We start from the raw sequence: 14,240 nt of genomic DNA on the forward strand, positions 1-14,240 counted from the left end.
AAGCAATGAACTCAAGATACACATATACGCTGCTTACCTTAATAATAGCATTATACTTTGTTCCTGCCCAGGCACAAACAAAGAAACCCGCGAAGAAAGCAACTGTAAAAACTGCAACAAAAAAACCGGCTACCAAGCCAGCGCCTAAAAAAGCCGCACCAAAACCGGTAACCAAAAAAGCTGCTGACAGCAAAAGCTTAGGTGATGCAGCTGCAAAAACTGTGGCAGATACCACTAAAAAAGGTGGTGGCAATAACCCTAATGCATCTGCCAACGGTGGCAGTTTATCAGAAGAGATTGTGGTAACTACAGCCTACAAACCTGTACTGGCCGATGCTGTAAAGATCCGCCGCAATCCTGACCTGGAGGATAAAGTGCCGTTTAAAGCGCCACTAACCTATTCACCGCTTGATAAACGCCAGGAGCAAAACTCCGAGATAAGGCAGCTGGACCCAATGAAAAGGCCAGCCGAGCAGGATTCTGTTTTAACCAACAACTTTGCTAAAGTTGGTTTCGGCAACTTAAAAACCATTTATGGCGAAGGTTACTTTGCCAATGGCCGCGATCAGGCATTACAATTTGGTGGTTTTGTTAAACATCTATCTCAGTCAGGCTCGTTACAAAAACAAACTCAAAGCCGTGATGATGTAGGTGTATTTGCCAAAAGCATTATTGGCGATAACAACATATCGGGCAGGATCAACTATAACCGTTTAGGCACTTATTTTTATGGTTATAACGGAGATGTCCCCCCAGACAATAGCTTTGTGCCAACTAAACAACACTTCAATACCATAAGCGGTGAGGTTGAACTGGCCAAAAATTATAAAGATGTTGAAAACGATTTCACCTATGCTGTAAAATTAAAAGGTTATGCATTTAGCAATGCTTACCAGGCACGTGAAAACAATGTGGTTATCTCGGGCTTTTTAAACCAGACCGTTAAACAATTTTATGCAGGCTTAAGCGCTTCCTTAGATCTGGCCACCCAGAAAGACAGTCTTTACAGCCTTGGTAATAACATTGCAAGGATTAACCCTTACATCAAATTTCAGGGTACTAACTACAAGATAGATGCGGGAGTTAACATTGTGAAGGAGTTTGGCGACTTTGGCAAGTTTTACATTTTCCCGGCAGCAAAGCTTGAGGTACAGGTAGTGCCTAAATATGTGCGTTTGTTTGTGGAAGCTAAAGGTGATGTAAACCGCTCTTCACTGCACGATTTTGCGATGATCAACCCATTCCTTGGTCAAAACCTCAATATTAAAAACTCAGTTGATCAGTTGGATATTGCCGCCGGTTTAAAAGGCACCCTTGCTCCCGGTTTAAGTTTCAAAGCTTCGGTATACCGCAACAGCATTAAAAATATGCCTTTAATGGTGAGTAACTTCAATGCAGAAGACAACAAATTCACCGTTATTTATGATGACGGCAAAGCCCGTGTAAACGGCTTCAACGGTGAGCTGGACTTTAAAGCAACAGACGATTTTAACATTTTCGGTCGCGTTGAAATAAAAGATTACCAGATGGCATCTGAAAAAGAACCATGGAACCTGCCTAAGTTTTTATTAACTGCAGGTACTTCAATACATATCGACAGCAAATTGACTGTTACCGGTTCGTTGCTTATCCGCGGTGCAACTAACGACAGGTTATTGGTATTGGCGCCAACACCAAATACACCAGGCGGCAGCCCGGTTTACAATCAGGTTAAACAGCCAATTAATGGCTTTGGCGATTTAAGCGGCAGTGTAGAATACAAGATCAACCGCAGGTTTTCGGTATTTGCGCAGGCTAATAACATCCTGAGCAGTTCGTACCAAAACTGGTTATACTACCCTAACTACGGATTTAATATATTTGGTGGCGTTGGATACTCGTTTTAAGCCCTGTTTGATGTTTTAAAATTAACTGTATTTTTACCGGATGGATATAGCCAATTATTTAAGCGAACTACTTGGCCGGTACACTGAAGTAAGTGTACCCGGTTTAGGCTGCTTTTCGCGCTTGCGTGTAAATGGCTATTATGATGATGCACAGGCAACATTTTATCCGCCAGGTCATAAACTGCATTTTGATCATCAGCCTAAGGACGACGAGATCTTAACGCAATATATTGCCGAAAAGAAAAAGATTTCGCTGGCATCATCCAAATATTTCACCGAAAAATATATCAACAGCCTAAAGCAGGAGCTGGCACTGCATGAAGTGTCTTTTGCACAGTTAGGCTGGTTTTATATGCAGGAAGGCAAAATTGCCTTCAGGGCACAGGAGCAATCACAAGGGACTGATCCTTTGTTTTTTGGCCTTACACCAGTTACACTTAACAAGGTGAACTATGTACCGCCACCACCTCCGCCGCCGCCTTTGCCAACGGCTATACCTTTACAGCAAACTTATACGCCTCCGCCAATTACCACAATTCCGGTTAATAACGAGCCCGAGTATGTTGCTGATGAGCAGGAAGCAAAACGGGGGGTAAGTATCTGGATTATTATTGCACTGATAGTAGCTGCACTTGCGGCTGCAGTATTTGGCGTTTATAAATATAACCCTGCATTGTTACATCTTAATGATAGGGATACAACAGAGCAGCCAAAGGTTGAACAACCAAAGGCAAATCCTGTTGTTAAGCCGGATACTACTAAAAAAGACTCTGTCCCTGCTCCGGCCGATACCACTAAGGCAATTTCACAACCGGTTGCTGCGTTAAATAAATCAACTGTTAGCGCCGATACCGTTGTAAAAACCGAATATGCTATTTTCCTGGGTTCGTTTAAAACCGAAACCAAAAGCGAAGAGGCTGTTAACGATTATAAAAGAAAAGGCATTGATGCCCGCATACTGAAAGGCCCCGGAACCGGTCCGCGTATCAAAATCATTATCGGTGGGTTTGCTTCATCAGATGAAGCTGAAACCATGAGAAAAAAACTTATATCACAAGGAAAAATAACTAAAGACACATACTCAAAACAAATTACTGATTCTACGAAATGACTTTATTATTAATACAGCAACTTACCGATACCGCCAAACACCTGGCAGACACCGCAAATCACGCAGTAACAACAGCCGCCGCACCAGCAGAAGAGCTTCGCTTTGGCGACCTGCTTATTAAAGGTGGTTGGGTAATGATCCCGATAGGTATTTTAGCTGTACTGGGGCTGGTAATATTTTTTGAGCGTTACTTTACTATCCGCAAAGCATCGCGCGATGAATCAAACCTGATGGTACAGGTACGTTCAAGTATCCACTCGGGCAACCTTGAATCGGCTATTGCTATTTGCCGTAATAACAACACCCCACTGGGCCGTATGCTGCAGAAAGGTTTATTACGTATTGGTCGCCCCATAAAAGATATCGAAGGAGCTATCGAAAACGTTGGTAAGCTTGAAGTATCCAAACTGGAAAAAAACATCGGTATTTTAGGTATCGTAGCAGGTATCGCCCCCATGTTTGGATTCCTTGGTACTATTGCCGGTGTAATCAAGATCTTTTATGATATCTCAAAAACTGATAACATCAGCATGGGCGTAATTTCGGGTGGTTTATATGTAAAGATGGTAACATCAGCCGCTGGTTTGTTTGTAGGTATCGTAGCTTATGTGTGCTACCACATTTTAAATATGATGGTTGATAAGGTAATTCTTAAACTTGAAACTGATGCCATTGAATTTATTGACCTGTTAGAAGAACCGAGCAAATGAATTTAAGAAAACGACACAGGGGCGCATCGGCAGAGGTACATACATCGGCAATGAACGATATCATGTTCTTCCTGCTGCTGTTTTTCCTTATAGCATCAACAGTTACCAATCCTAACGTTATCAAACTGGTATTGCCTAAATCATCAACAGGGCAATCGGTATCTAAGAAAACTATTACGGTATCAGTAACTAAAGACCTGAAATACTACGTAGATAAAAAGGAGATTCCGGTAGATGCCCTGCAAACCACGTTGGCAGGCTATAAAAACCTGGCTACAGAACTTACCATCGTTTTGTATGTTGATAAAACTGTAGCTATACAGGATGTAGTACAGGTGATGGACGTAGCACAAAAATTAAATATTAAACTGGTTTTAGCAACAGAACCTAAGGGATAACAGTGGCAGTTGCAGTTTAACGTTTGCAGTAGCTTATTGCAGTAATATACTGTAACTGCTTAAACAAACTGCCACTTTTTTAAAGTAGCAGTTGTTCTTTAAGTAGCAGTTGCAGTTTTAAGTAGCAGTAATCATTAACATAGTAAGGTAAACAAACTGCCACTCGCTACTGCCACTGCAACTAATTAAAAACTTATTGCGTTAATTAAAAAAATGGAGTACAGGGAAGAAAATAACTATCCGAAGGCATTTATAGCAACAGGCATTATTATGGCTGTGCTGATAGCGGCATGTTATTTTATCGTATTCAAAAACCCGCCGGTTGAAGAAAACGGAACAGGCGGCATATTGGTAAATTATGGTACGGTTGATGAAGGTATGGGCGATGATTACATGAGCACCGAAGAGCCCTCTGTAGCCGAAAAAGCCAACCACACCAAACCGGATAAGGTTACCGAAAGCAAACCAACCGAAGAAAAGCCTACGCCCGAAAGCAGTGAAAAAACGGTAGTTACACAAAATAATGAGGATGCGCCTGAAGTGGCTGCACCTACCAAAAAGCCAAGCCAGAATGTGGCCCCTACTCCACCGGTAAAAACTCCGCCGGCGAAACCTACTGTTAACCAAAATGCCCTGTACAAAGGCAAAGCCTCAACAGGTACCGGTGAAGGTGATGGCACAGGCAAAACTCCGGGCAACCAGGGTAAAACTACAGGTACTACACTTACCAATAACTACAACGGAACAGGCTCAGGAAACGGTGGCAGCCTGAATATGGCACAGCGTAACTTTGTAAGCCGTCCGTCGGTAACTGATGCTAACCGTCAAAGCGGTAAAATCGTGGTTGATATCAGGGTCGATAAAGATGGTAACGTAACTTATGCACGTGCCGGTGCCCGCGGAACTACCATATCTGATGACGCATTGCTTCAGAAATGTGAGGATGCCGTACGCAATTCCAAACTAAACCCACTCGATAATGCGCCCGATCAGCAACAGGGTACCGTTGTTTTTGTATTTAAGGTAAATTGATCTTTTTGAAAGCGAATGGACCATAGTTCATAGTGTTTGATCGAATAATATTACAATTACCCGTTGTCTTTTAGTAAGCTTCAGTAGTATTTTTGCTTCGTCAAGTAGTGGTTCAAACCATGAACCATGAACCATCACCCATGAACTACAAACAAACCATCCAATACCTATATACCCAGCTGCCCATGTTTACGCGTGACGGGGCTTCGGCTTTTAAAAAAGACCTTACCAATACACTTGAGCTTTGCAGACGGCTGGACAACCCTCAGCACAAATTTAAAAGTGTTCATGTAGGCGGCACCAACGGCAAAGGTTCAACATCGCACATGCTGGCGGCCATTTTGCAAACTGCCGGTTACAAAACAGGGCTTTACACTTCGCCCCACCTTAAAGATTTTCGCGAACGCATCCGTGTTAACGGGCAAATGATCAGCGAGCAAACAGTTATTGACTTTGTTGAAAATCATAAGACTGATTTTGAGGAAATAGCCCCTTCCTTTTTTGAAATGACTGTCGCCCTTGCTTTTGATGTTTTTGCAAAGGAAGAAGTAGATATAGCCATAATTGAGGTAGGTTTGGGCGGCAGGTTGGATTCGACTAATGTGATCACCCCACTCGTATCGGTAATTACCAACATCGGCTGGGACCACATGAATATGCTGGGTAATACTTTGCCACTTATAGCAGGCGAGAAAGCAGGGATTATCAAACCGGGCATTCCTGTTGTTATTGGAGAGAAACAAGAGGAAGTAGCTAAGGTTTTTATTGATAAAGCTGTACAAGTTGATAGCAAAATCCGGTTTGCATCTGAAGAGTGGGTTACAGAAAAGGTGAAAGCTGAAAGGCAAAAGGCGAAAGGAGATACCGAATTATTGGAACTCCACGTCCAAAGTAAAAACTTTGAAGTCAAGACTTGCGACTTAGCACTTGATCTCCCAGGAACCTATCAGCTTAAAAATATAAAAACGGTTTTATCTGCCAGTGATGAACTGCGTGAGCAAGGGTTCAATATTACTGATGACCATATTCAAACGGCCTTGTCTCAGGTCAAAACGCTCACAAGCTTGCATGGCCGTTGGGAAACTCTGAGCCAAAATCCGCTTACCATCTGCGATACCGGGCATAACCCGGATGGTATTGAGGAGGTAATGAAAAACATTGCCGCTGTTAAATACAATCACCTGCACATGGTTATCGGGATGGTTAATGACAAGGACACCGGGAAAGTATTGCCGATGTTTCCCAAAGATGCTACATACTACTTCTGTAAACCGGATATCCCCCGAGGACTGGATGCCGAAATCATGAAAACCCAGGCTGAAGCTCATGATTTAATTGGTGATGCTTATCCATCTGTAAAAGAAGCATTGCTATCGGCACAAAAAAATGCAGGTAACGATGATCTGGTGTTTATTGGGGGCAGCACTTTTGTGGTGGCAGAGGTGGTCTGAATCAGAATTTACAGAATTTAAGGATTTTCAGAATCTTAATGTAGAAATAGATACCCTTTGCATCAGGAGCTCTCTTATAAAAAGCATTTTCTGTTGCTTCAAACGCTATAAAATATGAACCTGAAGTAAAACATCCTGCTAATTCTTAAATTCTGTAAATTCTGATTCTGACAATTTCTTCCAAACTACTTCCCCCGTTGCCGCACCTCCGGTAGTTGGAGCAGGCACAATATACTTAAAAATATCTCCCGAAATTATAAACGGCCGCTTTTGCTGCGTTCCCTCCCAATTGGGGAATGACGCATGTTGGATATTAAAGATGATATTCCCCCCTTCAATTTTATACGTGCCATAGTGGGCGTTGCATCCTTTAACAGAAGCCCGGTTTTCCTCATCGGTTCCCTTACTTTTATCACCTGCTGCAAATTTAGGCCGCCCTTCACTGTAGATTTGTAAAGTATAATTTCCTTGAGTATCGAACATCAGGATCCCTTTTGGCGAATCTCCATAAAGATGAACCCGGCTACCATCGGCAGCAATATTATCAACAACCACCAGTTCATAAGTCCCGGTTAAATTATTAGCGCCGATTTTGTTTTGTGCCGATGCCATGCCTGCAATCAGCAAAAAGATGAAAAGCAATTTATGTTTCATGCAGCAAATTTATATTTGCTATATTCCATTAACAATAAGGCACAAAAAAGTAGCCTGGTTACTAAAAAGTTACCATGCTATAAATCAATTACATTATTTTTAATTGATGGATAAAAAATCGAATCATCCTACACCAAAATGTGGCATTGACTACGCTTTTCAGCGGATAGGCGGTAAATATAAGGGCCGTATCCTATGGCGTTTGCGCAATGGCACCATGCGTTACGGTGAATTACGCAGGACAGTAACGGGTGTAACTTCAAAAATGCTGACACAGGCCTTGCGCGAATTGGAAGATGATTGCCTCATTATAAGGCAGGTTTATGTTGAAGTACCTCCAAGGGTTGAATACACCCTTACCGATACCGGTAAAGAACTTCTTCCATTTTTACAGCTACTACGAGATTGGGCCAAACACCAAATGCAGGTTAATGACATAGTTGCTATGCCTTAGTTTTAATTTCAGCAAAGTCAAAAATACCTTTATTAATCTGCCTAAAGTCCTATTTTTATCCGTCCAATCTTCACCTTAAAATATGACATATATAGCATCTGCCAACAGGTATCAAACCATGCAGTATCGTCGCTGTGGCAACAGTGGCATCAAGCTTCCGGCAATTTCACTGGGCCTTTGGCACAATTTCGGTCATGTAGATGTGGCCGATAACTACCGCAAAATATTACACCTGGCTTTTGATAGCGGTATCACCCACTTTGATTTAGCCAACAACTACGGCCCGCCTCCGGGCTCGGCCGAAGAAAACTTTGGCAAAATCCTGAAAGAAGATTTTCGCGATTACCGCGATGAGCTCATCATATCAAGCAAAGCCGGTTATACCATGTGGCCCGGCCCTTACGGCGACTGGGGCTCAAAGAAATACATGGTAGCTAGTCTTGATCAAAGTCTTAAACGCATGGGACTTGATTATGTAGATATTTTTTATCATCACCGCCCCGATCCAAACACACCGCTTGAGGAAACTATGGCAGCATTGGATCTGATCGTTCGCCAGGGAAAAGCCCTCTATGTTGGTATTTCCAACTATCCTGCCGAACTGGCTTCAAAAGCCATCAGGATATTGAAAGAGCTCGGCACACCATGCCTTATTCATCAGCCCAAATACTCTATGTTTGAGCGCTGGGTTGAAGGTGGCTTACTGAACGTTTTAGGTAACGAAGGCGTAGGCTGTATCCCCTTCTCGCCATTAGCGCAAGGCTTACTTACGGATAAATATTTACACGGGATACCTGAAGATTCAAGAGCGGCGCGGCCAACCGGTTTCCTTCAAAAAAGCCACATTACCGACGAACGCCTGAGCCAGATCAGGGATTTGAACAGCCTGGCTGTACAACGCGGGCAATCACTGGCTCAAATGGCACTGGCCTGGATCCTGAAAGATGAGCGGGTAACATCTGTACTGATAGGCGCCAGCAGACCTGAACAATTATCAGATTCTTTGAAAGCTTTAGATAACATTCAGTTTTCGGCAGAAGAATTGGCGAGGATAGAGGAAATTTTGGCCCCCTAACCCCCTAAAGGGGGAACTATGGTGGGTATTCTATAATTATAAAAATTAATAATTAAAAAAATCTCCCCCGAAGGGGAGATTTGGAGGGGCTAACAATGATAAACTGGGGTATTATAGGTTGCGGTAACGTAACAGAGAAAAAAAGCGGACCTGCATTTAAAAAAGTGGCGGGCAGTAACCTTGTGGCCGTTATGCGCCGCGATGCGGCAAAGGCAGCTGATTATGCTGCACGTCACGGTGTAAGCAAATGGTATAGCGACGCCGGTGAGTTGCTGAATGACGGGGAACTGAACGCGATCTATATAGCTACTCCTCCGGCTTCTCATCTTGATTATGCCATTACCGCTCTAAAAAAAGGCTTTAATGTGTACGTCGAAAAACCGGTAACCCGTAATTCGGCCGAGGCAAAGGCTATGGCAGCGGCTGTAAAAGAAGGTGATTCAAAACTTACGATTGCTCATTACCGCAGGGCTCTACCTATGTTTTTAAAGGTTAAGGAGTTGATTGATACGCGGGTAGTAGGCGACATCCGTACGGTGCAGATCAGGATGTGGCAAAGCCGCAAACCCGGTTTGGTTGCCGATGTAGAAACAAACTGGCGTGTACAGCCCGAGCTATCCGGCGGGGGATATTTTCATGATCTTGCCCCTCATCAGCTCGATTTGATGTTATACTATTTCGGCGAGCCGGAAATGTATCATGGATTTTCGCTCAACCAATCTGGCGCAACTCCCGCCGATGACCATGTTTGCGGGCAAATCCTGTTCAAAAACAAAGTAGTGGTAAACGGATCATGGTGTTTCAATGTTGCCGAAAGTGAAACTACCGATACCTGCGAGATCACCGGCACCAAAGGAAAGATAACCTTCCCCTTTTTTGGCAATTACATTAGTTGGAAAACTGATACGGAAGAAGAAACCATAACCATTACTCATCCCGAACATATCCAACAACCATTTATAACCAAAATAGTAGCTTATTTTAAAGGCGAGGGCCCTAACCCCTGCCCTATTGATGAAGCCGTAACGCTGATGGATATCATCGACGCTTTTACATTAAAAAAATAATTAGTTACCCTGACCTTACCGAATAACGATGAAGAAAATTATTTTCCTGCTTTTAGCTGTTGTTACTCTTAGCTTCAAAACAAAAGCACAAACTTTCCATGTACCTGAAAACTATACGCTAAAAGAAAAAGCCGACTATAGCAAATACGAAGACGATGTTATAAAAGGAATTGATTGGCTCCAGGATACGCCATGGCCGCTTGAAGAACAAAAACGCATGGAAACCAACGCTTTTTTGATGAAATGGATTCAAGGGAGCCCCACGGTTAGCATTGAAATTAATGGCAGCGTAGCCAAAATGACGGAAAAGAATCCGCAGCTGCTAATGACCTTTATGGGCGGTTATACTAAATATGCACTTCAAAACAAAACAGCATTTGATAAAAGCAAGGCCAATCAGGCAGGGGTAAAAGCCGTGATTGATAAATATGTTGTCGAAACAGATCATAAAAACAATAGTCTGCTCAACAAACTTGCCAAAATTGATAAGGACGGTAAGTTAGCCGACTGGATGGCATCTGATTTTAATAAAATAAAGTAAATCCCCAGGGCAAGCTCAATGAAAACAGCAGCAAGTATTATTCATTGAGCTTGCCTGGGCCTTTATCAACTTTTCTTTTTAGGCACTTTGGCCCCCTCTTTCCGGGCTTCGGATAGCCCGATAGCTACTGCTTGTTTTTTGCTGGTAACCTTTTTGCCGCTGCCGCTTTTCAGCTTCCCTTCTTTCATTTCGTGCATGGTTTTCTCAACCTTTTCTCCGGCTTTTTCTGAATACTTTGCCATGGTGTTAATTTTAAAGTAAATGATATTATTACAATGCAAAATATTTGCCAAACATTAAATAAATAACAGTTTTTTGATGGTGATAATGGCAGTTTGTTGTCCATGTTATTATCGTGGTTAAAGCTGCTGCTTAAAACTGCCACTGCTATTAAATCCGCCCGGATCAATAATTTAAACGTTTCACGTTTTTCACCCAATCGGTTTCCAATTATTTCCTATCTTCAAAACATCTGAAAAACTTACGTGTTAAGCCATCATAAATACCCCAACATATACCCGTATGCCAACAAAAAAACTCCTCGCACCATTTTATGAACGTCTTGCTTTAGTACTTATCGGCTTTATGGCCCTGGGATACCTGGTTATTATGGGCAAGGATCTGCTTGATCCAATGATCTTTGGTTTCATCTTCGCTATCCTGTTGCTTCCGGTTTGTAATTTTCTGGAACGTAAGCTTAGGTTGCCACGAAGTATGGCATCGCTGGCTTCTATATTGTTATTGGTTGGCGCTATTAGCGGTATACTGTATTTGGTTGGTTCACAAATCTCAAACATGGCCAACGATTGGCCTATGCTTCAAAAACAGGTTAAACAATCAATACAGGACCTTCAGGAATGGATCCAGCATGCTTTTCATGTTAACGCGGCCAAACAAATGGCCTATGTTGATGATACTGCAAAAAAACTCATGGAGTCGGGTACCGATGTACTTGGCACTACTTTCGGAGCAATTTCGTCGCTCATGCTGTTTTACGTATTCATCCTGATATTTACTTTTTTTACACTGCTCTACAGACGTTTACTTATCCGGTTTATAGTATGGGTTTTCAGGGATGAAAATGAGCATGTGGTAATGGATATTGTTGAAAATATTCAAAGTATTTTACGGCAATACATACTGGGCCTGCTGCTGGAGATGGTGATCGTTGCTGGCGTGGCCATTACTGTTTTTTGGATGATAGGCATTAAATATGCCGCTTTGCTGGGCATCATAGTAGGCCTTTTCAATATCATTCCATACATCGGCATCTTCACTGCCCTGCTTTTAAGTACTGTTATAACTTTTGCTACGGGTAGTATAAGTAATACCGTAGCAGTGGCCGTGAGTGTTATTGGCATTCATGCTGTTGATGCCAACTTTTTATTACCCACCATAGTTGGTTCAAAGGTTAGGCTTAACGCCCTCATCTCTTTTATAGGCATCATTCTGGGTGAAATGATTTGGGGTTTATCGGGCATGTTCCTTTCTATTCCGGTTATTGCCATATTTAAGATCATATTTGACCGTATCGAAACCCTTAAACCATGGGGCTATTTATTAGGTGGCGATTATGAATACAAGAAATCTGCAGCCAAGGCTATGAAAACGGAATAAAATTCCAAAAAGGGGTAACCATATCTGTAAACTTTCGTTTAAATAACCTAAACTTTTAATTTTGCAGAAACTATTGATGCCCCTAAACAATGGAAATTGTAAGAGATACCCCTCGTGTTGTTTACAGATGTAAAAAATGTAATGAGCCATTAAACAATAGGCGCAAGCGTGGTTTGTTGCTTAAGGTAACGTTATTTTGGCTCCCTATAAGAAAATTTTTCTGTGAACGCTGTCTAAAAACGCGTTATGTAATGTAGCTATTCATAAAAACACGCAGCATTTTACTTTGATTATTTGGGCATATCCTTAATTTAGTAGCGTAGCATACTAAAGCTAAATCTGCCTAAAAATGAACTTCAAACGTAAATTACTTTCGTTTACTTATATTTTTCTGCTGCCTGCCATTGTTTTGGCACAAAGCCCCAAGACACCTGCTTTCAAACTGGTTCCGTTAGGTGTACTCGGAGGTATTGATGAAAGTAACCTGTCGGCTTATATGCTTGCCCCAACAGGCAGTAATAACTATATCTGTCTTGATGCGGGCACTTTGCATTATGGTATTGAAAAGGCTGTGGCTAATAAAACCTTTAATGTGCCTGCAAGCACTGTGCTCAGGCAGTATATCAAAGGCTATTTCATCTCCCACTCGCACCTTGACCATATTGCCGGACTTATCATTAATTCGCCTGAGGATAGTACAAAAACCATTTATGCACTCAATGATTGTATTGAAACTATAAAAACCCACTACTTTACCTGGAAAAGCTGGGCCAATTTTGCCGATCAGGGCGAAACACCGGCACTCAAAAAATACCACTATAAAGTATTGGAACCCGGCACTGAAACCGCTGTCGAAAACACCGGACTTAAAGTTCAGGCCTTCCCCCTCAGTCATTCCAATTTAACCAGCACTGCTTTTTTAGTAAATAGCAATGACAATTACTTGCTTTACCTGGGCGATACCGGTCCGGATGAAATTGAAAAAAGCAGCAACCTGCAAAACCTGTGGCAAGCCATTGCCCCGCTGATAAAAAGCAAAAAACTGAAAGCTGTCTTAATTGAAGTATCCTTCCCTAATGAGCAACCGGATAAAACCTTGTTCGGTCACCTTACCCCGAAATGGCTGATGACCGAGATAAACAAACTTGCGACGATTACCGGCACCGATGCAATTAAAGGTTTAAATATCGTAGTAACGCATTTAAAACCACCTGTTACCAGTATCAGCAAAATCAAAACTCAGCTAAAAGCTGCCAATAAATTACAGTTAAACCTTATATACCCACAACAGGGCAGGGCACTTAATTTTTAAACCTAAAAATCTGCACTATGAAATTACTTAAACCTGTTTTTTTATTTCTGCTGATTATAAGCAGCTTCGGTTCGTTTGCCCAACAAGGCAAAGTGCTTGAAGAGCAAAACATAAAAAGCAAAATCTTAAAGCGCCACGTCAACTATGCTGTTTACCTCCCTCCCGATTATGAAAGTGCCAACCGGACTTATCCCGTAGTTTATTTACTACATGGCTATACCGACGACCATACCGGCTGGCTGCAATTTGGCGAGGTTAACCGCTACGCTGATAAAGCCATTGCTGATGGCACTATCCCACCAATGATCATAGTAATGCCCAATGCCGATTCGAGCTGGTACATCAACTCGTACGATGGCAAGGAAAAATACGAAGACTTTTTTTTCAAAGAATTTATGCCGCATATCGAAAAGGTATTACGCATTAAGGCCGAAAAAAAGTATCGCGGTATAGCGGGTCTTTCGATGGGTGGCTACGGAACACTGATCTATACGCTTAAACACCCCGATCTGTTTGCCGCGGGTGCTGCCTTAAGTGCTGCAGTTTTCCCGGATGATCAGCTTAGTAGCACTCCTGATGATACTTATGAAAAAATATTTGCACAGCTTTATGGCCGGGGGTTAAAAGGAAAAGATAGGATTAATAGTGCGTGGCAAAGTAATTCTGTTTTAAACCTGGTACAATCCAAAACTACCGATGAATTGAAAGCTGTAAGATATTGGATAGATTGCGGTGACGACGATTTTCTGAGCAAAGGCAACTGCCTCCTGCATATCGCCCTTACCGAAAAAAATGTACCGCATGAGTTCCGCGTACGTGACGGGGCACACACCTGGACCTACTGGCGTACCGGCATTACTAATGCTTTGCAATTTATAGGTGACAGTTTCAGGCAGAAGTAGTAAATGTGCAGATATGCAAATGGTAATTTG

15 protein-coding genes are annotated in these 14,240 nt (G+C 42.3%); 13 read left to right on the top strand and 2 right to left on the bottom strand.

Going from position 1 to position 14,240, the window contains the following annotated elements:
* Window positions 1-5 precede the first annotated feature (5 nt).
* From AC59JO_RS24300 to AC59JO_RS24325, 6 genes are all read left to right on the top strand, one after another.
* The gene (locus AC59JO_RS24300) at window positions 6-1,886 is read left to right on the top strand and encodes a hypothetical protein (RefSeq protein WP_497308609.1); all 1,881 of its coding nucleotides are present in this window, start codon (window positions 6-8) and stop codon (window positions 1,884-1,886) included.
* Window positions 1,887-1,926: 40 nt separating this feature from the next.
* On the top strand, window positions 1,927-2,997 hold the full coding sequence (locus AC59JO_RS24305) for an HU domain-containing protein (RefSeq protein WP_497308611.1): 1,071 nt from the start codon (window positions 1,927-1,929) through the stop codon (window positions 2,995-2,997).
* Window positions 2,994-3,707 carry a MotA/TolQ/ExbB proton channel family protein gene (locus AC59JO_RS24310; RefSeq protein WP_413666825.1) on the top strand — a complete coding sequence of 238 codons (714 nt, stop codon included), beginning with the start codon at window positions 2,994-2,996 and terminating at the stop codon, window positions 3,705-3,707. The genes AC59JO_RS24305 and AC59JO_RS24310 overlap by 4 nt, the downstream gene beginning before the upstream one ends.
* Window positions 3,704-4,105: an ExbD/TolR family protein gene (locus AC59JO_RS24315; protein ID WP_091219820.1), complete on the top strand. Its 402-nt coding sequence runs from the start codon at window positions 3,704-3,706 to the stop codon at window positions 4,103-4,105. The genes AC59JO_RS24310 and AC59JO_RS24315 overlap by 4 nt, the downstream gene beginning before the upstream one ends.
* A gap of 213 nt (window positions 4,106-4,318) precedes the next feature.
* Complete coding sequence (locus AC59JO_RS24320) at window positions 4,319-5,137, top strand: energy transducer TonB family protein (protein ID WP_497308614.1); 819 nt, start codon at window positions 4,319-4,321, stop codon at window positions 5,135-5,137.
* Window positions 5,138-5,277: 140 nt separating this feature from the next.
* Complete coding sequence (locus AC59JO_RS24325) at window positions 5,278-6,588, top strand: bifunctional folylpolyglutamate synthase/dihydrofolate synthase (RefSeq protein ID WP_497308616.1); 1,311 nt, start codon at window positions 5,278-5,280, stop codon at window positions 6,586-6,588.
* A gap of 138 nt (window positions 6,589-6,726) precedes the next feature.
* Here AC59JO_RS24325 and AC59JO_RS24330 read toward each other — a convergent pair whose 3' ends face one another.
* Window positions 6,727-7,242, bottom strand: a complete 516-nt coding sequence (locus AC59JO_RS24330; protein ID WP_413666822.1) for a lipocalin-like domain-containing protein — start codon at window positions 7,240-7,242, stop codon at window positions 6,727-6,729.
* Between the two features lie 106 nt (window positions 7,243-7,348).
* Between AC59JO_RS24330 and AC59JO_RS24335 the strand changes: the two genes are divergently transcribed.
* From AC59JO_RS24335 to AC59JO_RS24350, 4 genes are all read left to right on the top strand, one after another.
* Entirely contained in the window at window positions 7,349-7,696 is a 348-nt protein-coding gene (locus AC59JO_RS24335) for a winged helix-turn-helix transcriptional regulator (RefSeq protein WP_413666821.1), read from the top strand.
* An 82-nt stretch (window positions 7,697-7,778) separates the two neighbouring features.
* Window positions 7,779-8,771, top strand: a complete 993-nt coding sequence (mgrA, locus tag AC59JO_RS24340; RefSeq protein WP_497308618.1) for an L-glyceraldehyde 3-phosphate reductase — start codon at window positions 7,779-7,781, stop codon at window positions 8,769-8,771.
* A 95-nt stretch (window positions 8,772-8,866) separates the two neighbouring features.
* Complete coding sequence (locus AC59JO_RS24345; protein ID WP_413666819.1) at window positions 8,867-9,838, top strand: Gfo/Idh/MocA family protein; 972 nt, start codon at window positions 8,867-8,869, stop codon at window positions 9,836-9,838.
* Window positions 9,839-9,866: 28 nt separating this feature from the next.
* Window positions 9,867-10,379, top strand: coding sequence for a hypothetical protein (locus AC59JO_RS24350; RefSeq protein WP_497308620.1), 513 nt, complete (start codon window positions 9,867-9,869; stop codon window positions 10,377-10,379).
* A 65-nt stretch (window positions 10,380-10,444) separates the two neighbouring features.
* Here AC59JO_RS24350 and AC59JO_RS24355 read toward each other — a convergent pair whose 3' ends face one another.
* Window positions 10,445-10,621, bottom strand: coding sequence for a DUF6496 domain-containing protein (locus tag AC59JO_RS24355; RefSeq protein WP_167516215.1), 177 nt, complete (start codon window positions 10,619-10,621; stop codon window positions 10,445-10,447).
* Between the two features lie 280 nt (window positions 10,622-10,901).
* Here AC59JO_RS24355 and AC59JO_RS24360 point away from each other — a divergent pair, with 280 nt between their 5' ends.
* From AC59JO_RS24360 to AC59JO_RS24370, 3 genes are all read left to right on the top strand, one after another.
* A complete protein-coding gene (locus AC59JO_RS24360) occupies window positions 10,902-11,996 on the top strand; it encodes an AI-2E family transporter (protein ID WP_413666817.1) in 1,095 nt (364 codons plus the stop codon).
* 349 nt (window positions 11,997-12,345) lie between these two features.
* Window positions 12,346-13,308: an MBL fold metallo-hydrolase gene (locus AC59JO_RS24365; RefSeq protein ID WP_497308623.1), complete on the top strand. Its 963-nt coding sequence runs from the start codon at window positions 12,346-12,348 to the stop codon at window positions 13,306-13,308.
* 17 nt (window positions 13,309-13,325) lie between these two features.
* A complete protein-coding gene (locus tag AC59JO_RS24370; protein ID WP_497308624.1) occupies window positions 13,326-14,210 on the top strand; it encodes an alpha/beta hydrolase in 885 nt (294 codons plus the stop codon).
* Window positions 14,211-14,240 lie beyond the last annotated feature (30 nt).

The organism is Mucilaginibacter sp. A5337, from assembly GCF_059690695.1.